The sequence below is a fragment of the Microbacterium phosphatis genome, assembly GCF_049177115.1.
Lineage (GTDB): Bacteria > Actinomycetota > Actinomycetes > Actinomycetales > Microbacteriaceae > Microbacterium > Microbacterium phosphatis.
This window is the reverse complement of the sequence record NZ_CP185370.1, coordinates 2743986-2767718: the sequence shown is the minus strand read 5'-3', so window position 1 is coordinate 2767718 and position 23733 is coordinate 2743986. Positions and strand designations below refer to the sequence as shown.

The 23733-nt window shown below is 68.6% G+C and carries 17 protein-coding genes; 12 read left to right on the top strand and 5 right to left on the bottom strand.

The features are described 5' to 3' along the window. Positions 1-133 precede the first annotated feature (133 nt). Together ACOKGD_RS13225 and ACOKGD_RS13220 are read right to left on the bottom strand one after the other, a co-directional pair. On the bottom strand, positions 134-664 hold the full coding sequence (locus ACOKGD_RS13225; RefSeq protein ID WP_342337811.1) for a hypothetical protein: 531 nt from the start codon (positions 662-664) through the stop codon (positions 134-136). 88 nt (positions 665-752) lie between these two features. Beyond that, complete coding sequence (locus ACOKGD_RS13220; RefSeq protein WP_342337809.1) at positions 753-1613, bottom strand: spermidine synthase; 861 nt, start codon at positions 1611-1613, stop codon at positions 753-755. 53 nt (positions 1614-1666) lie between these two features. On the opposite strand from ACOKGD_RS13220, the gene ACOKGD_RS13215 reads away from it, so the two are divergent. After that, positions 1667-2812, top strand: a complete 1146-nt coding sequence (locus ACOKGD_RS13215; RefSeq protein ID WP_342337807.1) for a benzoate/H(+) symporter BenE family transporter — start codon at positions 1667-1669, stop codon at positions 2810-2812. A 44-nt stretch (positions 2813-2856) separates the two neighbouring features. On the opposite strand, the gene ACOKGD_RS13210 is transcribed toward ACOKGD_RS13215, so the two are convergent. Then, positions 2857-3792: a GNAT family N-acetyltransferase gene (locus ACOKGD_RS13210; RefSeq protein ID WP_342337806.1), complete on the bottom strand. Its 936-nt coding sequence runs from the start codon at positions 3790-3792 to the stop codon at positions 2857-2859. 268 nt (positions 3793-4060) lie between these two features. Here ACOKGD_RS13210 and rpoB point away from each other — a divergent pair, with 268 nt between their 5' ends. The 10 genes from rpoB (at position 4061) to ACOKGD_RS13160 (ending at position 19444) form a co-directional block, all read left to right on the top strand. Further along, complete coding sequence (rpoB, locus tag ACOKGD_RS13205; RefSeq protein WP_421355061.1) at positions 4061-7567, top strand: DNA-directed RNA polymerase subunit beta; 3507 nt, start codon at positions 4061-4063, stop codon at positions 7565-7567. Positions 7568-7604: 37 nt separating this feature from the next. Beyond that, a complete protein-coding gene (gene rpoC / locus ACOKGD_RS13200; protein WP_342337804.1) occupies positions 7605-11480 on the top strand; it encodes a DNA-directed RNA polymerase subunit beta' in 3876 nt (1291 codons plus the stop codon). Positions 11481-11650: 170 nt separating this feature from the next. Then, positions 11651-12709: an ABC transporter gene (locus tag ACOKGD_RS13195; RefSeq protein ID WP_342337803.1), complete on the top strand. Its 1059-nt coding sequence runs from the start codon at positions 11651-11653 to the stop codon at positions 12707-12709. A 16-nt stretch (positions 12710-12725) separates the two neighbouring features. Further along, positions 12726-13202: a hypothetical protein gene (locus ACOKGD_RS13190; RefSeq protein ID WP_342337801.1), complete on the top strand. Its 477-nt coding sequence runs from the start codon at positions 12726-12728 to the stop codon at positions 13200-13202. 105 nt (positions 13203-13307) lie between these two features. Beyond that, the gene (locus ACOKGD_RS13185) at positions 13308-13955 is read left to right on the top strand and encodes a spermidine/putrescine ABC transporter substrate-binding protein (protein ID WP_342337800.1); all 648 of its coding nucleotides are present in this window, start codon (positions 13308-13310) and stop codon (positions 13953-13955) included. 309 nt (positions 13956-14264) lie between these two features. Further along, positions 14265-14633 carry a 30S ribosomal protein S12 gene (rpsL, locus tag ACOKGD_RS13180; RefSeq protein WP_018171438.1) on the top strand — a complete coding sequence of 123 codons (369 nt, stop codon included), beginning with the start codon at positions 14265-14267 and terminating at the stop codon, positions 14631-14633. A 5-nt stretch (positions 14634-14638) separates the two neighbouring features. Then, positions 14639-15109: a 30S ribosomal protein S7 gene (gene rpsG, locus ACOKGD_RS13175; protein WP_135115264.1), complete on the top strand. Its 471-nt coding sequence runs from the start codon at positions 14639-14641 to the stop codon at positions 15107-15109. A gap of 85 nt (positions 15110-15194) precedes the next feature. After that, positions 15195-17309 carry an elongation factor G gene (fusA, locus tag ACOKGD_RS13170; protein WP_342337799.1) on the top strand — a complete coding sequence of 705 codons (2115 nt, stop codon included), beginning with the start codon at positions 15195-15197 and terminating at the stop codon, positions 17307-17309. Between the two features lie 161 nt (positions 17310-17470). Further along, on the top strand, positions 17471-18661 hold the full coding sequence (gene tuf / locus ACOKGD_RS13165; protein ID WP_342337798.1) for an elongation factor Tu: 1191 nt from the start codon (positions 17471-17473) through the stop codon (positions 18659-18661). 147 nt (positions 18662-18808) lie between these two features. Beyond that, positions 18809-19444, top strand: coding sequence for a VanZ family protein (locus tag ACOKGD_RS13160; RefSeq protein ID WP_342337797.1), 636 nt, complete (start codon positions 18809-18811; stop codon positions 19442-19444). A gap of 77 nt (positions 19445-19521) precedes the next feature. Here ACOKGD_RS13160 and ACOKGD_RS13155 read toward each other — a convergent pair whose 3' ends face one another. Together ACOKGD_RS13155 and ACOKGD_RS13150 are read right to left on the bottom strand one after the other, a co-directional pair. Further along, the gene (locus ACOKGD_RS13155) at positions 19522-20634 is read right to left on the bottom strand and encodes a mannose-1-phosphate guanylyltransferase (RefSeq protein WP_421355060.1); all 1113 of its coding nucleotides are present in this window, start codon (positions 20632-20634) and stop codon (positions 19522-19524) included. Continuing rightward, a complete protein-coding gene (locus ACOKGD_RS13150; protein ID WP_421355059.1) occupies positions 20627-21451 on the bottom strand; it encodes an HAD-IIB family hydrolase in 825 nt (274 codons plus the stop codon). The genes ACOKGD_RS13155 and ACOKGD_RS13150 overlap by 8 nt, the downstream gene beginning before the upstream one ends. A 139-nt stretch (positions 21452-21590) precedes the next feature. On the opposite strand from ACOKGD_RS13150, the gene ACOKGD_RS13145 reads away from it, so the two are divergent. Next, on the top strand, positions 21591-23720 hold the full coding sequence (locus tag ACOKGD_RS13145) for a glycosyl hydrolase (protein ID WP_342337677.1): 2130 nt from the start codon (positions 21591-21593) through the stop codon (positions 23718-23720). The last annotated feature ends 13 nt before the right edge of the window (positions 23721-23733 follow it).

Genomic DNA, 23733 nt, shown 5'->3' with positions numbered 1-23733 from the left:
ACATGATGGATCCTAAAGAAACCTTTAGCAAGACTTCTTTAGGATCGGCCCGCCGAACGCGCGCGCTCCCGGCGCGCACGCGATTCGACGCCCGCGCGACGAGGGGCGCCGAGCGAGGCGGTCTGCGGGCGTCTCAGCCGGCGACGACGGCGCCGCGGCTGCGGCGGCGGTCGGCGGCCTCGATGCACAGCATCGTCGGCTCGAGGTCGGCGTCGCTCGCACCGGCCTCCTGGCGCAGGAACAGCACCTTCTTGAAGTCGGCGCGGGCGCCGTTGATGTCCCCCGCGTCGTAGCGCGTCTTGCCGCGGTGCTGCAGGGCGAAGGCGGCGATCGACGTCCACCCCTGGCCCTCGGCCTCGTCGGCGCATGTCGACAGCTCGAATTCGGCCGCGCCGTGCGCGCCACGCCACTGCTGCACCGAGGCGTGCAGGATGCGCGCCCGCAGCAGGTCCTTGCGCGTGCCCGACATGCGGGCCAGGCGCACCGTCTGCTCGGACACCGAGAGGGCGTCGTCGAGCTCGCCGAGCACCTTCAGCAGCCACACCTTCTCGAGCAGCGACGGCAGGCTGCGCTGCACGCCGATCTCCTCCAGGCGCTCGCGGCACTGGGCCGGGTCGACGATCTCACGCAGCGTCTCCGGGTCGTACCCGTGGATGTAGCTCACTGACGTTGCTCCCTTCGCGCGATCCGCCCGTCCAGTGTCGCCGAGCGATCCGGGACGGGAGGCAGGCCACGCCCAGGAACGACAGATCTCAGCGCTCGAACAGGATCTGACTGGGCTTGGGCGAGTCGGTGGCGTCGCCGTCGACGGCGGGGCGGGCCCCCTGGATGAAGGCGTCGATCTCGGCGCCCTGCGCGACCTTCGCCGGGTGGGGGCCCGCGGCCATCAGCCGCGGCAGCCATTCGGTGGGCAGGGGAGCGGCCGACGCCGCGATGACCAGGTTGCCGAAGCGGCGGCCCTTGAGCACCTGCACCTCGGCGAGCACGATCACCTCGGGCAGCACCTCTCGGATCGTCGCGACCTGGCGCCGGGCGAAGGCCAGGCCCGATCCGTCCGCCACGTTCACCAGCAGCACCCCCGCCGGGGCGAGCAGCGCGGCGCACGCGCGGTAGAACTCGACGGTGGTCAGGTGCGCCGGGGTCTGCGCGCCCGAGTACACGTCGGAGACCAGGAGGTCGACGGATCCGGTCAGCGCGGCCGGCATCCGCGCGAGGCCCTCGCGGGCGTCGCCGATGCGGATCCGGATCCCGGCGCCGCGGGGCAGCGGCAGGTGCTCGCGCACCAGGTCGACGAGGGGCTGCTCGATCTCGACCACCTGCTGCCGCGATCCCGGCCGCGTCGCCTCGATGTAGCGAGGGATGGTCAGCCCGCCGGCCCCGAGGTGCACGGCCGTCAGCGCGCCGTCGGGCAGCTGGTCGATGACCGCGCCCATGCGGGCCACGTACTCGAAGTGCAGGTGCGTGGGATCGGCGGGGTCGACGTGCGACTGCGGCGTCCCGTCGACGTCGACCTCGAAGCCGCTCACGTAGGGGCTCGGCACAATGCGCGCCGTCCGCCCGTCGCTCAGCCGCGTCTCCGGCACGTCCGCCTCGCGCTGCCGCTGTCTGCCCATGGCAACGATTATCCCGGGAGGGGGCGGGGCCGTCGGCCCCCTACGCTGGCCGGATGGATCGGGGACGGATCGCGCTGGCCGGCATCACCACGGCGCTGGTCGGGTTCGCGAGCTCGTCGGCGGTTGTGCTGGCGGGGCTGAAGGCGGCGGGGGCGACGCCGGGGCAGGCCGCGTCCGGCCTCGTGGCGCTGTGCCTCACGCAGGCCCTGGGGATGCTGTGGCTCGCGCAGCGCACCCGTCTGCCCGTGGTGCTGGCGTGGTCGACGCCCGGGGCGGCGCTGCTGGCCGCGGGGTCGGTGCCCGCCGGCGGGTGGCCGGCCGCGATCGGCGCGTTCCTCGTGGTGGGCGCGCTGATCGTGCTGACGGGGCTGTGGCCCGCGCTGGCGCGCCTGGTCTCGGCCATCCCCGCGCCGATCGCGCAGGCGATGCTGGCGGGGGTGCTCGTGGGCCTGTGCCTCGCCCCCGTGCGCGCCGCCATCGAGCTGCCGCTGGCGATCCTGCCGATCGTGATCGTGTGGCTGGTGCTCATCCGCTTCGCGCCGACCTGGGCGTCGCCGGCCGCGTTCGCCGCGGGCCTCGTGGTGCTCGGTGTCGAGGCGGCCGCCGCGGACGGCGTCGCGGGGCCGGTGCTTCCCGTGCTCGAGCCGGTCGTGCCGGCGTTCACGGCTCCCGCGCTGATCGGCCTCGCGCTCCCGCTGTACGTCGTGACCATGGCGTCGCAGAACGTCCCCGGATCGGCGGTGCTCGCCTCCTACGGGTACCGCGTCCCCTGGCGCGAGAGCATGGTCGTCACGGGCATCGGCACGGCGGCGGGAGCCCCGTTCGGCGGGCACGCCATCAACCTCGCGGCGATCACGGCCGCGCTCGCCGCGTCTCCCGATGCGCATCCCGATCCCGCGCAGCGCTGGCGCACGGTGCGGGTCTCGGCGATCGTCTACCTCGCGCTCGCCGCGCTGTCGACGGCCCTGACGACGCTCGTCGGCGTCGAGCCCGCCGTGCTCGGCGCGGTCGCCGGCCTCGCGCTGCTGCCCACTCTCGCGTCGTCGCTGCGCTCGGCGATGTCGGACGAGCACGGACGGATCCCCGCGGTCCTGACCTTCGTGATCGGCGCGAGCGGGATCACGGTCGGCGGTGTCGGCGCCGCCTTCTGGGCCCTCGTGGCCGGACTCCTCGCCCACGTGCTGCTGCGTCGCCGCTGAGGTGCTGGACGGGCCTCCCGCCCGCCGCGCCGGCGCGTGCCCCGTCAGAGTTCCGCGGCGAGGAGGGTCTCGACCTCGCGGTATCCGAGCCCGAGATAGAGGGCGCGGGCGGCCGCGTTGGATCCGAACACGTGCAGCCCGATCGAGTCGGCGCCCACGCCCCGCGCGACGTCCTCGGCCGCGCGCATCATCGCCGCCCCGTGACCGCGACGGCGGTGCTCCGGCTCGACGTGCAGCTCCATCACGAACACGTGCGGGCCCGTGGAGCGCTGCCGCACCTCGAGCCAGAGCGCGCCCACGGCGACGCCGTCCACCGTGGCGCGGAAGACCAGCGCGCCCTCGGTGGCGAGGCCGTCGGGCATGGCCTCGGCCTGCTGCCGCTCCGACTCCGCTCGTGCCGACGCGGGGGTGTGCAGCCCCTCGGCCACCAGGTCGTCGGCGAACTCGGCGACCACGCGCTCCTCGAAGGCGGCGTACTGCGCGGGGGTCATCGGGGTCAGCCGCAGCGGGCCGTGCGCCCTCGGCGCGGGGAGCGGCGCCAGCACCATCTGGATGTCCGTGGCGCGGTAGCCGCGTCTCTCGGTCATCGCCCAGCCCGCGCGATCCTGCGCGAACAGATCGATCCGCAGGGTCCGGGCGCCGTGCGCGCGCGCCCGCTCCTCGACCAGCGCGAGCGCGGCCGATCCGATCTCCGCATCGTCCGCCTCGAGGGCGTAGAGCATCGCGTGCGAAGGGGTGCTGCGCACCTCGAGCCACACCGAGCCGGTCACGCGGTCGCCGTCGCGGATCTCGAGGAGGTGCTGGTCGGCCGACCGCACGCCGTCGGGGAGACGCGCCGCGACGATGCCCTCGGCCTGCTCCGCCGCCTCGGCCGGCGGGCGCAGGCCCGAGTCGGCCCGCAGCGCCGCGAGCCGCGCCACCGTGGCCGCCCGCCAGGCGCCGAACCGCTCCGTCGGCATGTCCACGAGTCGCACGTCCACGCGGCGAGGCTATCGGGCTCCCGGGAGCCGCCCGGCAGAAAGCTGGGTTTATACCCGAGGGTGGGGGCTTCGTCAAGGATCCGCTTGCCAAAGCGTGTCGGGGGGCTATAGAGTAGGTCTTTGCGCCTCTTGGATTCCCCTATGCCTTCATATGGTGGTCGGCAGGTGCCTGAGACCCCCGCAGATAGCGGCGCGGGTCGGGCATCTCAGGGTCGGATCCGGACGCACCTCACCTGTCGACAAGGAACTTATGGCCCCGCCCGGGCTCATGGAGGTTATCCCCTTGGCTGCTGCGAACTCCGCATCCACCACCCCCACCAAGAACGGACGCGGTGCTTCCCGCCTCTCGTTCGCGAAGATCTCCGACACGCTGACGGTCCCTGACCTGCTGGCGCTGCAGACTGAGTCGTTCGACTGGCTGGTCGGCAACGACGCCTGGAAGGCGCGTGTCGCCGAGGCCCAGGCCGCCGGTCGCACCGACGTGCCGGAGCGCAGCGGACTGGAGGAGATCTTCGAGGAGATCTCCCCGATCGAGGACCTGAGCGAGACGATGCAGCTCTCGTTCACGAACCCCTACCTCGAGCCCGAGAAGTACTCGATCGAGGAGTGCAAGGACCGCGGCAAGACGTACGCGGCCCCGCTCTACGTCGAGGCCGAGTTCATGAACCACCAGACCGGTGAGATCAAGACTCAGACGGTCTTCATGGGCGACTTCCCGCTCCAGACCGACAAGGGCACGTTCATCATCAACGGCACCGAGCGTGTTGTGGTGTCGCAGCTCGTCCGCTCGCCGGGTGTCTACTTCGACAAGACCCCGGACAAGACGTCCGACAAGGACATCGTCTCGGCCCGCGTCATCCCCTCGCGCGGTGCGTGGCTCGAGTTCGAGATCGACAAGCGCGACCAGGTCGGCGTCCGCATCGACCGCAAGCGCAAGCAGTCGGTCACGGTCTTCCTCAAGGCCCTCGGCCTGACCAGCGAGGACATCCTCGCCGAGTTCGCCGGCATCGAGTCGATCGAGGAGACCCTCGCCAAGGACACGATCCTCACCAAGGAGGACGCGCTCCGCGACATCTACCGCAAGCTGCGTCCGGGCGAGCAGGTCGCCGCCGAGGCCGCGCGTGCACTGCTCGACAACTTCTACTTCAACTCGAAGCGCTACGACCTCGCCAAGGTCGGTCGCTACAAGATCAACCAGAAGCTCGGCATCGACCGTCCGCTGTCGGACTCGGTCCTGACCGTCGACGACATCGTCGCCACGATCAAGTACCTCGTCCGCCTGCACCGCGGCGACGAGACCTTCACGGGTCTGCGCAACGGCCAGGAGGCCGAGCTGCGTCTGTCGGTCGACGACATCGACAACTTCGGCAACCGTCGCATCCGCGCGGTCGGCGAGCTGATCCAGAACCAGGTCCGCACCGGTCTGTCGCGCATGGAGCGCGTCGTCCGCGAGCGCATGACCACGCAGGACATCGAGGCGATCACGCCGCAGACCCTGATCAACGTGCGCCCCGTCGTGGCCGCGATCAAGGAGTTCTTCGGCACCTCGCAGCTGTCGCAGTTCATGGACCAGAACAACCCGCTCGCGGGTCTGACCCACAAGCGCCGCCTGTCGGCCCTGGGCCCCGGTGGTCTGTCGCGTGAGCGCGCGGGCGTCGAGGTCCGTGACGTCCACCCGTCGCACTACGGCCGCATGTGCCCCATCGAGACGCCTGAAGGCCCGAACATCGGTCTGATCGGCTCGCTCGCCTCGTTCGCGCGGATCAACTCGTTCGGCTTCATCGAGACGCCGTACCGCCGTGTCGTGGGCGGCAAGGTCACGACGGACATCGACTACCTCACCGCCGCGGAGGAGGAGTCGTTCATCGTCGCCCAGGCCAACGCGCCGCTGAAGGCCGACGGCTCGTTCGCCGAGGACCGCGTCCTCGCGCGTCAGGTCGGCGGCGAGGTCGACCTCGTCCCCGCCGACGAGATCGGCTACATGGACGTCTCGCCGCGCCAGATGGTGTCGGTCGGCACGTCGCTGATCCCGTTCCTCGAGCACGACGACGCGAACCGCGCCCTCATGGGTGCGAACATGCAGCGCCAGGCCGTTCCGCTCCTGCGTTCGGACTCGCCGTTCGTCGGCACCGGCATGGAGAACTACGCCGCGATCGACGCCGGTGACACGATCGTCGCCGACAAGGCCGGTGTGGTCGCCGAGGTCTCGGCCGACTTCGTCCGCCTGCAGCTCGACGAGGGCGGCACGCGCGACTACTTCCTGCGCAAGTTCGACCGCTCGAACCAGGGCAACAACTACAACCAGCGTGTGATCGTCGACGCGGGCGACCGCATCGAGGTCGGCGAGGTCATCGCCGATGGTCCCGCGACGCAGAACGGCGAGCTCGCGCTCGGCAAGAACCTGCTGGTGGCCTTCATGAACTGGGAGGGCTACAACTACGAGGACGCGATCATCCTCAGCCAGAACCTGGTGAAGGACGACACCCTCACCTCGATCCACATCGAGGAGTACGAGGTCGACGCGCGCGACACCAAGCTGGGGAAGGAGGAGATCACCCGTGACCTCCCCAACGTCAGCCCTGAGCTGCTGAAGGACCTGGACGACCGCGGCATCATCCGCATCGGCGCCGAGGTCCGCCCCGGCGACATCCTCGTCGGCAAGGTCACGCCCAAGGGCGAGACCGAGCTGTCGGCCGAGGAGCGTCTGCTCCGCGCGATCTTCAACGAGAAGAGCCGCGAGGTCCGCGACACGTCGCTGAAGGTCCCCCACGGCGAGCAGGGCACGATCATCGCCGTCAAGGAGTTCAACGCCGAGGACGGCGACGACGAGCTCGGCTCGGGCGTCAACCGCCGCGTTGTGGTCTACATCGCCCAGAAGCGCAAGATCACCGAGGGCGACAAGCTCGCCGGCCGCCACGGCAACAAGGGCGTCATCTCGAAGATCCTGCCCGTCGAGGACATGCCGTTCCTCTCGGACGGCACCCCGGTCGACATCATCCTGAACCCGCTCGGTGTCCCCGGTCGAATGAACTTCGGCCAGGTCCTCGAGCTGCACCTCGGATGGATCGCGGCGCAGGGCTGGAAGATCGAGGGCGCCCCGGAGTGGGCCGCGAACCTGCCCGAGGCCGCCCGCGAGGCAGCCCCCGGCACCAAGGTCGCGACCCCGGTGTTCGACGGCGCGCACGAGGCCGAGCTGGCTGGCCTGCTCGACTCGACGCTGCCGAACCGCGATGGCGAGCGCCTCATCGACAGCACGGGCAAGACCCGCCTGTTCGACGGCCGCTCGGGTGAGCCGTACCCGTTCCCGATCTCGGTCGGCTACATGTACATCCTGAAGCTGCACCACCTCGTGGACGACAAGATCCACGCTCGCTCGACGGGCCCGTACTCGATGATCACGCAGCAGCCGCTGGGTGGTAAGGCGCAGTTCGGTGGCCAGCGCTTCGGCGAGATGGAGGTGTGGGCCCTCGAGGCCTACGGCGCCGCGTACGCGCTGCAGGAGCTCCTGACCGTGAAGTCGGACGACATCCTCGGCCGAGTGAAGGTCTACGAGGCCATCGTCAAGGGCGAGAACATCCCCGAGCCCGGTATCCCCGAGTCCTTCAAGGTGCTGATGAAGGAGATGCAGTCGCTCTGCCTGAACGTCGAGGTCCTCTCGGCCGACGGCACGGCTGTGAACCTCCGCGACACCGACGACGAGGCCTTCCGCGCGGCGGAAGAGCTCGGCATCAACATCTCGTCCCGATTCGAGTCCGCCTCGATCGACGAGATCTAAGCCCGGCCGATACAGAATTTCCAAGTAGGAGAGTCAATTGCTCGACGCAACCACTTTCGATGAGCTTCGCATCGGCCTGGCCACTGCTGACGACATCCGTCGTTGGTCCTTCGGTGAGGTCAAGAAGCCCGAGACCATCAACTACCGCACCCTGAAGCCCGAGAAGGACGGTCTGTTCGGTGAGCAGATCTTCGGCCCCTCGCGCGACTGGGAGTGCGCGTGCGGCAAGTACAAGCGCGTGCGCTTCAAGGGCATCGTCTGCGAGCGCTGCGGTGTCGAGGTCACCAAGTCCTCGGTCCGTCGCGAGCGCATGGGCCACATCGAGCTCGCCGCGCCCGTCACGCACATCTGGTACTTCAAGGGCGTGCCCTCGCGCCTCGGATACCTGCTCGACATGGCGCCGAAGGACCTCGAGAAGGTCATCTACTTCGCCGCGTACATGGTGATCTCGGTCGACAAGGACGGCATCCACCGCGACCTGCCGACGCACGAGAACAACCTGCGTCTCGAGATCAAGAACATCGGCGACCGTCGCGACTCGCGCATCGCCGCCCGCCTCCAGCAGCTGGAGGAGGAGCTCGCCGCTCTCGAGGCCGAGGACGCCAAGGCCGACCAGAAGAAGAAGGTCAAGGACGCCGCCGAGAAGGAGATGGCGACGATCCGCAAGCGCGCGGACGAGCAGGTCGCCAAGCTCGAGCGCATGTGGGACGAGTTCCGCAACCTCGAGGTCGGCCAGCTCAAGGCGGAGGACGACGTCTTCCAGGAGCTGCAGGACCGCTTCGGTCAGTACTTCGAGGCCCTCATGGGCGCGGAGTCGATCCAGCGTCGCCTGGCCGAGTTCGACCTGGCCGCCGAGGCCGAGTCGCTGCGCCTGCAGATCACCGAGGGCAAGGGTCAGCGCAAGATCCGCGCGATCAAGCGCCTGAAGGTCGTCTCGTCGTTCCTCTCGACCGGCATGTCGCCGGCCGCGATGGTCCTCGACGTGGTCCCGGTCATCCCGCCGGAGCTGCGCCCGATGGTCCAGCTCGACGGCGGCCGCTTCGCCACGTCCGACCTGAACGACCTGTACCGCCGCGTGATCAACCGCAACAACCGCCTCCGTCGCCTGATCGATCTCGGTGCCCCCGAGATCATCGTGAACAACGAGAAGCGCATGCTGCAGGAGGCCGTCGACGCGCTGTTCGACAACGGCCGCCGCGGTCGCCCCGTCACGGGTACCGGCAACCGCGCCCTGAAGTCCCTGAGCGACATGCTCAAGGGAAAGCAGGGTCGCTTCCGCCAGAACCTGCTCGGCAAGCGCGTCGACTACTCGGGCCGTTCGGTCATCGTCGTCGGCCCGACCCTGAAGCTGCACCAGTGCGGTCTGCCCAAGCAGATGGCGCTCGAGCTCTTCAAGCCGTTCGTGATCAAGCGCCTGATCGACCTGGGTCACTCGCAGAACATCAAGGCCGCCAAGCGCTCGGTCGAGCGCACGCGTCCCGAGGTCTGGGACGTGCTCGAGGAGATCATCCGCGAGCGTCCGGTTCTGCTGAACCGTGCGCCCACGCTGCACCGCCTCGGCATCCAGGCGTTCGAGCCCCAGCTCGTCGAGGGCAAGGCCATCCAGCTGCACCCGCTCGTCTGCGCGGCGTTCAACGCCGACTTCGACGGCGACCAGATGGCTGTCCACCTGCCCCTGTCGGTCGAGGCCCAGGCTGAGGCGCGTGTCCTCATGCTCGCGTCGAACAACATCCTGAAGCCGTCGGACGGCCGTCCGGTGACCCTGCCCGCGCAGGACATGATCATCGGTCTGCACCACCTGACCACGCTCAAGGACGGCGCGATCGGCGAGGGCCGCGTGTTCGGCTCGGTCGCCGAGGCGCTGCTCGCGAAGGACGAGGGCACCCTCGACCTCCAGGCGAAGATCCGCATCCGCATCCCGGGGCTGAACTTCCTCGAGGGCGAGGCTCCGGAGGACTACGCGACCAAGCACCTCGTGAACACCTCGCTGGGTCAGGCGATCTTCAACGACCAGATGCCCAAGGGCTACCCGTTCGTCCGCGAGCAGGCAGACAAGGGCAAGCTGTCGCAGATCGTCAACAAGCTGGCCGAGGAGTACCCGAAGACCGAGGTCGCGGCTACCCTCGACCGCGTCAAGGACGCCGGTTACTACTGGGCGACCCGCTCGGGCATCACGGTGGCGCTCAGCGACATCCTGACCCCCTCGAACAAGGGCGAGATCATCGCCAAGTACGAGAAGCAGGCCGCCAAGGTCACCTCGCAGTACGAGAAGGGTCTGACGACCGACCACGAGCGTCGCCAGGAGCTCATCAAGATCTGGACCGAGGCGACCGACGAGGTCCAGAAGGAGATGCGCGCCGCGTTCCCCGAGGACAACACCATCAACCGCATGGTGTCGTCGGGTGCCCGTGGTAACTGGCTGCAGATCCGGAACATCGCCGGTATGCGCGGCCTGGTGAACAACCCCAAGGGTGAGATCATCCCCCGTCCGATCATCTCCTCGTACCGCGAGGGTCTGTCGGTGGCGGAGTACTTCATCGCGACGCACGGTGCCCGCAAGGGTCTGGCCGACACGGCCCTCCGTACGGCCGACTCGGGTTACCTCACGCGTCGTCTTGTGGACGTCTCGCAGGATGTCATCATCCGCGAGGAGGACTGCGGCACGTCCAAGGGCCTCGAGTACACGATCGCCGCGGCCGACTCGTCGGGCGTGCTCGTCAAGGACGCCAACGTCGAGAACGCCGTCTTCGCCCGCACCCTCGCGGTCGACGCGGTCGCCTCGGACGGCACCGTGATTGCCGCCGCCGGCTCGGACGTGGGCGACGTGCTCATCGACCAGCTGGTCGAGGCGGGCGTCGAGCAGATCAAGGTCCGCTCGGTCCTGACCTGCGACTCGGCCGTCGGCGTCTGCGCGAACTGCTACGGCCGTTCGCTGGCCACCGGCAAGCTCGTCGACATCGGCGAGGCCGTGGGCATCATCGCGGCCCAGTCGATCGGTGAGCCCGGCACGCAGCTGACGATGCGCACCTTCCACACCGGTGGTTCGGCCTCGGCCGATGACATCACGCAGGGTCTGCCCCGCGTGCAGGAGCTCTTCGAGGCCCGCACCCCCAAGGGTGCGTCGCCGATCGCCGAGGCCGCCGGCCGCGTCACGATCGACGAGACCGAGAAGGCCAAGAAGGTCATCATCACGCCCGACAACGGCGATGAGCCGGTCGTCTACCCGGTCCTCAAGCGCGCGACCCTCCTCGTCGAGGACGGCCAGCACGTCGAGGTCGGCGAGCCCCTCCAGGTCGGCACGCTCGACCCGAAGGAGATCATGCGCGTGCAGGGCGCCCGCGAGGTGCAGAAGTACCTCGTCAACGGCGTCCAGGGCGTGTACCGCTCGCAGGGTGTGCCGATCCACGACAAGCACATCGAGGTCATCGTCCGTCAGATGCTGCGGAAGGTCACCGTGGTCGACCACGGCGAGACCGACCTGCTCCCCGGAGAGATGGTCGACCTGCGTCGCTACCAGGACATCAACCGTGCGGCCGTCGGCGAGGGCAAGCGCCCCGCCTCGGGCCGTCCGGAGCTGATGGGTATCACGAAGGCGTCGCTCGCGACCGAGTCGTGGCTGTCGGCGGCGTCCTTCCAGGAGACCACTCGCGTCCTCACCGAGGCCGCGATGCAGGGCAAGCGCGACCCGCTTGTCGGCCTCAAGGAGAACGTGATCATCGGAAAGCTGATCCCCGCCGGAACGGGCCTTGCGAAGTACCGCAACGTCACGGTCGAGGCGACGGAGGAGGCGAAGTCGGAGCGCTACCCGAACCGCATCTTCGCCTCGGACGGCGCGTTCGCGGAGGGCGACTACAGCTACGTCGACTTCGACGCGTTCTCGACGGACGACTTCACGCCCGGCACCTACAACTGAGCGTGACGCAGTAGCCCTGAGGGCCCCGGCTTCGGCCGGGGCCCTCTGTGCGTCTTCCTGCACCTGAACCGGAGGGTGAGGCTTCGCGGCATGCCTGCGCCCCGTGGCCGGATCCGGGAGGTAATCTCCGGAAGGTCAGGGGAGAGTCCCCGACGTGAGGAGTGCTTCAGATGAGTGACGCCCAGGGACCCCGCGAGCCCCACCACGGCGAGCCCATCGAGGACGCCGCCACCGAGCCGGCCGTGGAGCCGGCGCCGCCGTCCGCGCCCGAGTCGCAAGACGTGGATGCGGCCGACACGGATCAGCCCGCCACGCGACGCGAGGCGCGCGAGAACACCGGTCCGACCGACGTCGTGCACACGCCCGCCGACGACGCGCCCGTCGAGGCGCCCGCCGAGCCCGCGCACAGCGAGCCCGACTACGCCGCCCTGGCCGCCGACCTCGACGACCTCGAGTCGCGCGGCGCGTCGACCACGGTGACCACGCGCTCGGGCCAGCCCGACGAGTCCGGCAGGAAGCCCGACCCGTGGTTCGAGCCGGCCGACCGCACCCAGACCTTCACCGCGACCGATGCCTACGAGGCCCCCGCCGCGCCGGCGATCACCTCGAGCGAGCCGGTGGCCCCCGAGCAGCCGACGCCCGTGGCGCCCGCCGCCCCGGCCCAGCCGCTGCCCGTGTTCGTGCAGGCCCCGGAGCCGCCGCGCCGCAAGGGCAACCGCGGCGCCGCCGGCCTGATCGGCCTCCTCGCCGCGCTCGTCTTCGCCGTGCTGTACTTCGCCGCGAAGCTCGGCTTCGCCGCGCTGGCCGGCGAGGTCACGCTCGACAACATCGCGGACTGGTCGCTCGAGGCCGCGACGTCGCTCGGCTTCTGGACGACCGTGCTGGTGTTCTTCCTCGGCTTCTGGCTGCTCGGCGCCTTCGTGAACCGTGCCCGCTGGGCCGCGTGGGTGCTGCTGGGCATCTTCGTCGGGATCATCGCGTACGCCGGTCACATCGCGGGCGCCCTGGTCGACGCCCCGTTCTGGCAGCTCACCGCCCGCGAGGGTCTGGACGAGGTCGGCAAGCAGCTGCTGTCGCCGCTCGCGATCGCCGCGTTCGTGTTCGCGCGCGAGATCACCATCTGGTTCGGCGCGTGGGTCGCCCGCCGCGGCGCCAAGGTGACCGCGCGCAACGCCGAGGCGCAGGCCGAGTACGAGCGCACGCTCGAGGCCGGCCCCAAGCTGGGCTGAGATCACGCACGCCGACATGCCGGGAGCGCCCGGGAGGTTTCCTCCCGCGGCGCTCCTCGCGTTCGCGGTGGTGGGGTTCGTGGCCCTGGTGGTGTTCGGCTCCGGCATGCTGAGCCTCGCGACCGACCGGGACGTCATCGCGACGCCGGGGATGAGCCCGGTGCCGGGCCCGCTCGCCTTCGGCGTCGCGGCCATCGCGTTCGCGGGGGTGCTGTGGCCGGTGCTGCGCGCCGAGCGGCCGCGCTACACGACCGTCATCGTCGTCGCCCTCGCAAGCGCGCTCGCGCACCTGGCCGCGCTCTGGGTGCTGGCGCTGGTGTTCGGCGGCGACCTCGCCACCGCGACCGCGGCCGTGGCGGGCGTGGCGACGGGATGGGGCTCGGCCGTGGTCGCCGGCTCGGCCGTGGTGGCGGGATGGGCGGCGATCGCCGTGCGACGCACCGCCGCGCACCAGCCGCGCTGGCCCTGGGAGCGCGACGAGGACGACGAGTGAGGACAGCCGGCTGAGGGCCCTCGCCTCATTCGCTCGTTGAGCGAGCGCAGCGAGTCGAAACGCCCAAACCCCACCGAGACGGCGCGCCGCCTCTACCCTGTAGACGTGGAGCGCTCGCTCGAGACGCAGGTCAGCCAGGCGGTGGACGCCTGGCTGCGCTGGGTGCCCCGCTGGGAGCCGGCCACGCACCGCGGCCGGGTCGCCCCCTGCCGGCGCTGTCTCGGCTCGCCGATCCTGTCGGCCGCGGGTCTCGGATCCGATGTCCCGCACGGCGTGCAGCACGGGCTGTCCACGCGCATCAAGACGATCGTCGACCACGGCGTGGCCGACTACACCTCGCGCAACCTGCCGATGCTGCAGACCGAGCTCGATCAGCAGGCCGCCCGCAACCGCGCGCGCGGCTACCGCCCCACCGAGGGGCTGGCCCCCGAGTTCGAGGGCATGCCGCTCGACCCCGATCCGGTTCCCGGGCAGCCGTTCCTGTTCACGCTGCAGGGGCTCGCCAGCGAGGACGAGACGCAGGTGCCGAGCCTGCCGCCGCTCACCGAGGACGCGAAGGTGGCCCTGCGACGCGAGGTCGCCCTCGCCGACGAGTACGCGAACATGCTCGGTCGCGAGGTCTGCGCGATCCTGCTGCACCACCGCCTGCGGATCCACGCCGCGATCGTCGAGTTCGTCGAGCCCCAGGTCGCGGCGATGCTCGCCGAGCTGGCCCAGGCGCTGGATGACCCGTTCGACGGCCTCGGGATCTGAGGCGGCATCGCCCGCGGGCGGGTCACGCGGGGGACGAGGCGGGACGCGCTTGCACCAGCCTGTGCGGAACCTGCGCACGACACGCCGGATCTGCCCCATGCGCTATCATTAAGGGGTGTGCGTTCGCGCGCGCCCGCAAGCGTGCGCAGCGAACATCACACATTCGGGATCGTCCTGAGAACAGGTCGCCCCCACGGCATATCCACCACATCAAACGAGCGGCGATCTCTGCCGCCCGGGTGGGTCATCGTGAAACCCCGCAAGGGGATCCACCGCTGTCACCGTGCAGCACAAGACAGAAGGAAACCAGTGCCTACTATTCAGCAGCTGGTTCGCAAGGGCCGGTCGCCCAAGGTCTCCAAGACCAAGGCGCCCGCTCTTAAGGCGAACCCGCAGCAGGCGGGTGTCTGCACCCGCGTGTACACGACCACGCCCAAGAAGCCGAACTCGGCGATGCGCAAGGTCGCTCGTGTCAAGCTCCGCAACGGCACCGAGGTCACGGCCTACATCCCCGGTGAGGGACACAACCTCCAGGAGCACTCGCTTGTGCTCGTCCGTGGTGGTCGTGTGAAGGACCTCCCCGGTGTCCGCTACAAGATCGTCCGTGGTGCGCTCGACACCCAGGCTGTCAAGAACCGTAAGCAGGCTCGCAGCCGCTACGGCGCGAAGAAGGGCTGAGTCAGATGCCTCGTAAGGGACCCGCCCCGAAGCGCCCCGTCGTCAACGACCCGGTCTACGGCGCTCCGATCGTCACGCAGCTCGTCAACAAGATCCTTGTCGACGGCAAGAAGTCGATCGCCGAGTCGATCGTCTACACCGCCCTCCAGGGCGTTGAGGCGAAGAACGGCCAGGATGCCGTCGCCACCCTCAAGAAGGCGCTCGACAACGTCCGCCCCACCCTCGAGGTCCGCAGCCGCCGCGTCGGCGGCTCGACCTACCAGGTGCCGGTCGAGGTCAAGCCGCACCGTGCGAACACGCTGGCGCTGCGCTGGCTCGTGTCGTACGCGAAGGGTCGTCGTGAGAAGACGATGACCGAGCGTCTGATGAACGAGATCCTGGACGCCTCGAACGGCCTCGGTGCCGCCGTGAAGCGTCGTGAGGACACTCACAAGATGGCCGAGTCGAACAAGGCCTTCGCGCACTACCGCTGGTAAACAGCATCGCCGGATCCGGAGAGCGTCACCCGTTCTCCGGATCCGGCCCCCACGCTCTACTCCAACCACACGTTAGGAACTTCAAGTGGCACAGGAAGTGCTCACGGACCTCAAGAAGGTCCGCAACATCGGCATCATGGCGCACATCGATGCCGGTAAGACCACGACGACCGAGCGCATCCTGTTCTACACGGGTGTGAACCACAAGATCGGCGAGACGCACGACGGTGGCGCCACGACCGACTGGATGGAGCAGGAGCAGGAGCGTGGCATCACCATCACGTCCGCTGCTGTGACGTGCTTCTGGGACAAGAACCAGATCAACATCATCGACACCCCCGGCCACGTGGACTTCACGGTCGAGGTGGAGCGCTCGCTCCGCGTCCTCGATGGCGCCGTCGCCGTCTTCGACGGCAAGGAGGGCGTCGAGCCCCAGTCCGAGACCGTGTGGCGTCAGGCCGACAAGTACGACGTCCCCCGCATCTGCTTCGTCAACAAGATGGACAAGCTGGGCGCCGACTTCTACTTCACGGTCGACACCATCGTCAACCGCCTGAAGGCCAAGCCCCTCGTGATCCAGCTGCCCATCGGCGCGGAGAGCGACTTCGTGGGTGTCATCGACCTCGTCGAGATGCGCGCGCTCGTGTGGCCCGGCGACGCCAAGGGCGACGTGACCATGGGCGCCAAGTACGAGATCACCGAGATCCCGGCCGACCTCAAGGACAAGGCCGACGAGTACCGTCAGCAGCTCCTCGAGACCGTCGCCGAGTCCGACGACGCGCTGCTCGAGAAGTTCTTCGGCGGCGAGGAGCTCACGGTCGCCGAGATCAAGGCCGGCATCCGCAAGCTCACCATCGCGTCCGAGGTCTACCCGGTCCTGTGTGGTTCGGCGTTCAAGAACCGCGGTGTGCAGCCGATGCTCGACGCGGTCGTCGACTACCTCCCCTCGCCCCTCGACGTGCCCGCCATCGAGGCGCACGACCCGAAGAACGAGGAGATCGTCATCGAGCGTCACGCGGACGCGTCGGAGCCCTTCGCGGCCCTCGCGTTCAAGGTCGTCTCGCACCCGTTCTTCGGTCGCCTGACCTACATCCGCGTCTACTCGGGTGGTCTCGCCTCGGGCGAGCAGGTCATCAACTCGACCAAGGGCAAGAAGGAGCGCATCGGAAAGATCTTCCAGATGCACGCCAACAAGGAGAACCCGGTCGACTCGGTCACCGCGGGCCACATCTACGCGGTCATCGGTCTGAAGGACACGACCACGGGTGACACCCTCTCCGACGCCAAGGAGCAGGTCGTCCTCGAGTCGATGACCTTCCCCGAGCCCGTCATCGAGGTGGCCATCGAGCCCAAGACGAAGGCCGACCAGGAGAAGCTGGGTCTCGCGATCCAGAAGCTCGCGGAAGAGGACCCGACGTTCCGCGTCGAGAACAACGCCGAGACCGGTCAGACCGTCATCAAGGGCATGGGCGAGCTGCACCTCGACATCCTCGTGGACCGCATGAAGCGCGAGTTCAAGGTCGAGGCCAACGTGGGCAAGCCCCAGGTGGCCTACCGCGAGACGATCCGCAAGGTCGTCGAGCGTCACGACTACACGCACAAGAAGCAGACCGGTGGTTCGGGTCAGTTCGCGAAGATCCAGTTCAAGCTGGAGCCGCTCGAGGTCACGGCCGACACGACGTACGAGTTCGTGAACGCCGTCAGCGGTGGTCGTATCCCGCGCGAGTACATCGAGCCGACGAACCAGGGCTTCCAGGACGCCATGAACACCGGTGTCCTCGCGGGCTACCCGATGGTCGGCGTGAAGGCCACCCTCGTGGACGGCGCGTCGCACGACGTCGACTCCTCGGAGATGGCGTTCAAGATCGCCGGCTCCATGGGCTTCAAGGAGGCCGTCCGCAAGGCGAGCCCCGTCATCCTCGAGCCGCTCATGGCCGTTGAGGTCCGCACGCCCGAGGAGTACATGGGCGACGTGATCGGCGACCTGAACTCGCGTCGTGGCCAGATGCAGTCCATGGAGGACGCGCAGGGCGTGAAGGTCATCAAGGCCCTCGTCCCGCTGTCGGCCATGTTCGGCTACATCGGCGACCTGCGTTCGAAGACGTCGGGCCGTGCGGTCTACTCGATGACCTTCGACAGCTACTCCGAGGTTCCGAAGGCTGTCGCCGACGAGATCATCCAGAAGGGCCAGGGCGAGTAATCACCCTGACCTGATGGTCAGGCCCGGGGCCACAGCGATGCGGCCCCGGGCTCCCAAAAACTTCATATCGAGTCTGTTCTAGACTGAACTACATCCCCGGACAGATCCGGTCGCAATCCAGCGCCCGGTGACGATCCATTTACCGTCCTGAGGAGGACCCAGTGGCTAAGGCCAAGTTCGAGCGCACCAAGCCGCACGTGAACATCGGAACGATCGGTCACGTCGACCACGGCAAGACGACGCTCACCGCGGCGATCTCTAAGGTGCTCGCCGACAAGTACCCGTCGGCCACCAACGTTCAGCGCGACTTCGCGTCGATCGACTCGGCTCCCGAGGAGCGCCAGCGCGGTATTACGATCAACATCTCGCACGTCGAGTACGAGACGCCCAAGCGTCACTACGCTCACGTCGACGCCCCGGGTCACGCTGACTACATCAAGAACATGATCACGGGTGCGGCGCAGATGGACGGCGCCATCCTCGTGGTCGCGGCCACCGATGGTCCGATGGCCCAGACGCGTGAGCACGTGCTGCTCGCCAAGCAGGTCGGCGTCCCCTACCTGCTCGTCGCCCTGAACAAGTGCGACATGGTCGAGGACGAGGAGATCCTGGAGCTCGTCGAGCTCGAGGTCTCCGAGCTGCTCGCGAGCCAGGGCTTCGCCGAGGACGCTCCCGTCGTGCGCGTCTCCGGCTTCCAGGCGCTGCAGGGCGAGGAGAAGTGGGTCAACTCGATCCTCGAGCTCATGGAGAAGGTCGACGAGTTCGTTCCGGACCCGGTGCGTGACCGCGACAAGCCGTTCCTGATGCCGATCGAGGACGTCTTCACGATCACCGGTCGTGGCACCGTCGTCACGGGCCGCGCCGAGCGTGGCACGCTGGCCATCAACTCCGAGGTCGAGATCGTCGGCATCCGTGCGACGCAGAAGACCACGGTCACGGGTATCGAGATGTTCCACAAGCAGCTCGACGAGGCCTGGGCCGGCGAGAACTGCGGTCTCCTGCTTCGCGGTCTGAAGCGTGAGGACGTCGAGCGCGGCCAGGTCGTCGTGAAGCCGGGTTCGGTCACGCCGCACACCGACTTCACGGGCACCGCGTACATCCTGTCGAAGGACGAGGGTGGCCGTCACAACCCCTTCTACACGAACTACCGCCCGCAGTTCTACTTCCGCACCACGGACGTCACCGGCGTCATCTCGCTGCCCGAGGGCACCGAGATGGTCATGCCCGGTGACACCACGGACATGACGGTGGAGCTCATCCAGCCCATCGCCATGGAAGAGGGCCTCGGCTTCGCGATCCGTGAGGGTGGCCGCACCGTCGGCGCCGGCACGGTGACCAGCATCATCAAGTAATTCCTCTCCTTCGCTCGTAGAGCGAGCGCAGCGAGTCGAAACGCGGCGGGGTCGGATCTTCGGATCCGGCCCCGCTTTCGTCGTCCGTTCGCTGTTTCCCAGGGTTCGACTGCCAGACTCGGGGATCCACGACTGATCGGAGAGATCGTGAGCGACATCGTCCTCGGCCCGCGGCCGCCGCGCAGCTACGCGCGCCTGTGGATCTCGACCTGCCTGCTGCTGATCTACACGGCCTTCGTGCTCGTGGTGACGATGTGGCCGAGCCCCGAGCAGCTCGAGTTCGGCGGGATCGCCGATCGCGTCCTGCGGGTGCTGTACCGGTTCGGGGTGCCGGAGCAGTTCGGGTTCACCGAGCTCGAGTTCCTGGCGAATGTGGCCATGTTCGTGCCGCTCGGGTTCCTGCTGGGCCTCGCGCTGCCGCGACGCGGCTGGTGGCTGGCCGTGCTGCTCATCCCGGCGTTCTCGGGTGCGATCGAGGCCACGCAGGGCATCGCCCTCTCGGAGCGGGTCTCGACGCTGACCGATGTCGCCTCGAACACCATCGGCGGCTATATCGGACTGCTGCTCGCGATGATCATCCGCGCCCTCATCCACGTGCGCGACCAGACGGTCATCGAGCGCGAGATCTGGGAGCGCAACGCCGCCTACCTGCGCGCCAAGGCCGAGCTCGCGGCGCGCAACCAGCCCGAGCCGCCGGACCTCGCGACGCAGATGCTCGAGCCGGGCTTCTGGAGCAACCCGCGCGGCGAGGCGCCCACGCTGAAGCTGCCGATCTCGCGCTGAGCGCTCACGGCGAAGGCCCCGGATCCGCGGATCCGGGACCTTCGTCTGTCTGCGGCTGTCGGGTCAGCGGCCCATGGTCAGAGGACGCCGTCGTGACCGTTCTCCTGGAGGGTGCCGACGAGGCTCTTGACGCGCTGGGCGTGGGCGCTGGTGGTGACCAGGAGGGCGTCGGGGGTGTCGACGACGATGAGGTCGTTCACGCCGACGACGGCGATGATGCGCTCGGTCTGGGAGACGACGAGGCCGGTGGAGGCGTCCACGAGCACCTTCTCGTTCTGGCCGAGGACGGACATCCGGTCGGGTTTGCCGCCGGAGATCAGCTTGGCGAGGCTGGCGAAGTCGCCCACGTCGTCCCAGTCGAAGTGGCCGGGCACAACCGCCAGGCGGCCCTTGGCGGCGGCGGGCTCGGCGACGGCGTAGTCGATGGCGATCTTCTTCAGCCCCGGCCAGACACGGTCCACGACCTCGGCGCGGTGGTCGGTGTCCCAGGCCTCGGCGATCTCCTGCAGGCCGGCGTGCAGGTCCGGTTCGTTGGCGGCCAGCTCCGCCAGCAGCACGTCGGCGCGGGAGATGAACATGCCCGCGTTCCACAGGAAGTTGCGGTCGGCGTAGTAGCGGCGCGCGGTCTCCAGGTCCGGCTTCTCCACGAACCGCTCGACGATGGCGGCCATGGGAGCGCCCTCCACGTCCAGCTCGTCGCCCTTCTGGATGTACCCGAATCCGACCGACGGCTCGCTGGGGGCGATGCCGATGGTGGAGATGTACCCGGCGCGGGCGAGGGCGACGGCCTGCTGCACCGCGAACTCGAACGCCCGCTGGCGGGAGATGTGGTGGTCGGCGGCGAAGGATCCGATGATCACCCCGGGGTGGCGGCGCTGCAGGATGGCCGCTGCCAGGCAGATCGCGGCGGCCGATTCGCGCTGGGACGACTCGATGAACACGTTGCTCTCGAGGATGTCGGGGAGGTCCTCCTCCACCTTCTGCTCGTGCGCCTGACCGGTGACCACCGTGATCCGATCCGCCCCCGCCAGGGGCAGCAGACGGTCCCACGTGTTGCGCAGCAGCGACACACCCGACCCGGTCAGGTCGTGGAGGAACTTGGGCGTCTCGGCCCGCGACAGGGGCCACAGACGCGAGCCCACGCCACCCGCGGGAATGACGGCGAAGAAGTCCTCGAGCGGCTCAGACATCATGTCCGCTCAGCGACGCATGCCCGGCAAGCGCGCGGTCGGGGAGGGTGGGGATGAGTGCGTCGAGGTGGGTGGCGGTGTCTTCCCAGCCGGTGACGGGGATGCAGTGGACCTGTCCCATGGCCAGGACGGGGTAGTCGTTGCCGTCGGGGTCGAGGCGGTCGCCGTAGAAGTGCATGTCGGTGAGGGGGATGCCGGTCTCGTCGGCGAGTCGGTGCATGCCGTAGGCCTTGTCGATTCCCTTGCGGGTGATGTCGACGGAGGTGGATCCGCCGGAGCGGACCTCGAGGTTGGGGAGGCGGGCGGCGACGGCTTCGCGCAGGAGGGATTTGCGTTCCCCGGTGGGGTCCCAGTTCTTCTTGGCGTCGACGGGGGCGGCCTGGCCGAGGGCGGAGAAGGTGATCTGCGAGCCGCGGTCTTCGAGGATGTCGCCCCAGGTGCGCGTCTCCCACAGGCCCAGGCGGCGGGCTTCTTCTTCGACGGCGGTGAGGGCGCGGTGCTTCTCGTCGGCGGTGAGGTCCTGGGCGTACAGCTGGGTGAGGGCGTGGGGGTCGGTGGGGGTGCCGGCGAAGCGGTAGTACTGGGTGCCGCAGGTGGGCAGCAGGTGGAAGTGCGCGAGGGTCTCGGGCGGTGCGGTGGGGAGCTGCTGGACGACCTGGGAGACGAACTGGGCGAGCTGTCCTCCGGAGATGATGGCGACCTCGATGTGCTCGGCGAGGCGGATCAGCAGTTCTCCGATGCGCGGGTCGATCGCGGTCTTCGACGGGGCGAGCGTGTCGTCCAGGTCGAACGAGACGAGGCGAGGCGCGGAGGTCATGCCCACCAGCCTATTCGGAACGGTCAGGGCGACCCTGACCACAAGAGCCGCAGTGCGGCGGCCTCCGAGGAGCAACGGGTAACGTCGTAGAGACCCGAGGCCTTCTGAGCCGCCGCCGCGACACGACCCCGGAGCCGCCATGAGTATCAAGACCTGGTTCGCCGACAACCTGAACCCGAAACGCTGGTCCGTGAGGGCGCGCGTCATTGCTTCTCTCGTCGCGGGCGTGATGGTGGTCGGCGGAGGAGTCGGCGCCGCGTTCGCTCTGAAGCCGTCGGAGGAACGACCGGCTGCGTCCCCAATGCCCGCACCGTCCGACACCAGCTCGCCGACGCCCACCCCGACGCCGACCCCGACGCCCGAACTCGCGGAGATCCCCCGCACAGCCGTAGCTGTGGGGGCAGTGAACGGATGGGCCGTAGCGGATCGCACCCAGCTCGCAGGCGTGCTTCCGCAGGTGGGGGATGCGGCCGACGGCCGTATCGCGCTGTCGGTCGACGCTCCCATCGTTCCTGAGCCCCGACCGGCGCTCAGCGTCACGGTAGCTGTGCAGCCGTCGACTGAGTACACGCTGTCGGCATCCCTACGCCTCGCGGCCGAAGAACTGAGCGCCGCGCATGCGACCCTCTATGTCGGCGCCCGCAGTCTGGCGATCCCGGATCTGAATGCGGACTGGACGAAGGTCGATCTTCCGTATGAGACAGCTGACGCGGAGACGAGCGTCGAGGTCAAGCTCGTCGTCGACGCCCCAATCAGAGGGCTCGACATCGATGCGATGTCGCTCGTCTCGGATGATGGCGTCAACGCGCTGCCCAACCCGTCCTTCGAAGACGTGACGGCTGACTGGGGGATACGCAACGACGTGTTGATCCTGCAGCAGCAGACAGCGGCCCTCGCCGTGAACCTCGGCGAAGGCGCTGCGACGTGGGTGGCGACGACACTCGACGGCGGGGAAGTGGCCAGGGGAACTTCTGAGCTCGGTGCCGGTCTTTCTGCTGTGCCGCTCGACGGGCTCGGGCAGGGGTATTACAACATCGAAGTGACGGGTGCGGATGGCCGACGGGTCACGGCGCCGGTTGGCCTCATTGAGATGGAGACGGCGCATGTGCCCGTGGACCCCCGAGTCGGGGCGCATATCCACGCCGCCAAGGACTTCAACTCTGACGCCACTATCGCGGCCGGCGCGCTGGGCATGGGGCTGGTTCGTCTCGGCGATAAGTGGGAGACGACTGAGCCGAGTCCGGGTCAGTACGTCTTCAGCTCGAACTTCGAGAGCGCGTTCGGCCAGGCGGATGCGCGAGGGATGCAGAAGCTGGTGATTTCGGGCCGTACCAATCCTCTTTATGACGGCAACATGCCACCCCGCTCCCCAGGCGGGCTCGACGCGTACGGCCGCTATGCAGCCGCATTGGCGCAGCACTTCGATGTGGACGCGATCGAGGTCTATAACGAGTTCAACATCACCTGGTTCAGCAAGGGATACTGCGGGGGAGCGGCGAAGTGCTACGCCCCGATCCTCAACGCGGCGCACGACGCCATCAAGGCCGTGCGCCCGGACCTGCCCGTCATCGGCGGTGTCACCGGGAACTTCGACGCCGCGTGGTCGAATGAGCTATGGAGCAATGGCGGTCTCGACAACCTCGATGTCATGAGTTTCCATCCCTACCAGGTCTACTTCAATCCTGAGGGCGTCGCAGGGGTCGTTCGCGATGCCCGGGAAGGAATGACGGCATTCGGAGCGGCCAAGCCCATCTGGCTGACCGAGCTGGGCTGGACGACCAAGACAGGTGATGTCTCATACGCGGATCAGGCGAACATGGTCATTCGCGCAGAGATCTCCGCGCTGGGTCGCGGGGTCGACCGATATGTCTGGTACGACCTCGTTAACGACGAGAACAACCGTGACGCCCACGAAGGCAACTTCGGGCAGTTCTGGCAGCGTTGGGATGGGGTGGCGGCGTTCCCGCCGAAACCTGCCGCGTTCACGCAGGCCCTGATGCTGACGCATCTCGCAGGCAAGCCGATCAAGGCTGTCGAGGACGTGGGCGTACCTGGCGCCAGCTCCTATGCTTTCGGGGCCGCCGGCGGGGAGACCGTGCGTTTCGCGTGGTTGCCCTCAGGCGAGGGCGTTGCGGAGTACGCGGCAGACGGCCCCATCACCGTCACCACGGCAGCCGGCCCGGCGAGCACGGTCGCGCCAGAAGACGGCAAGGTTCGCATCAAGCTCACCAGCAGACCCGTGATCCTCTCCGGCGATTTCGCCGACTGACCGCACGACAGCA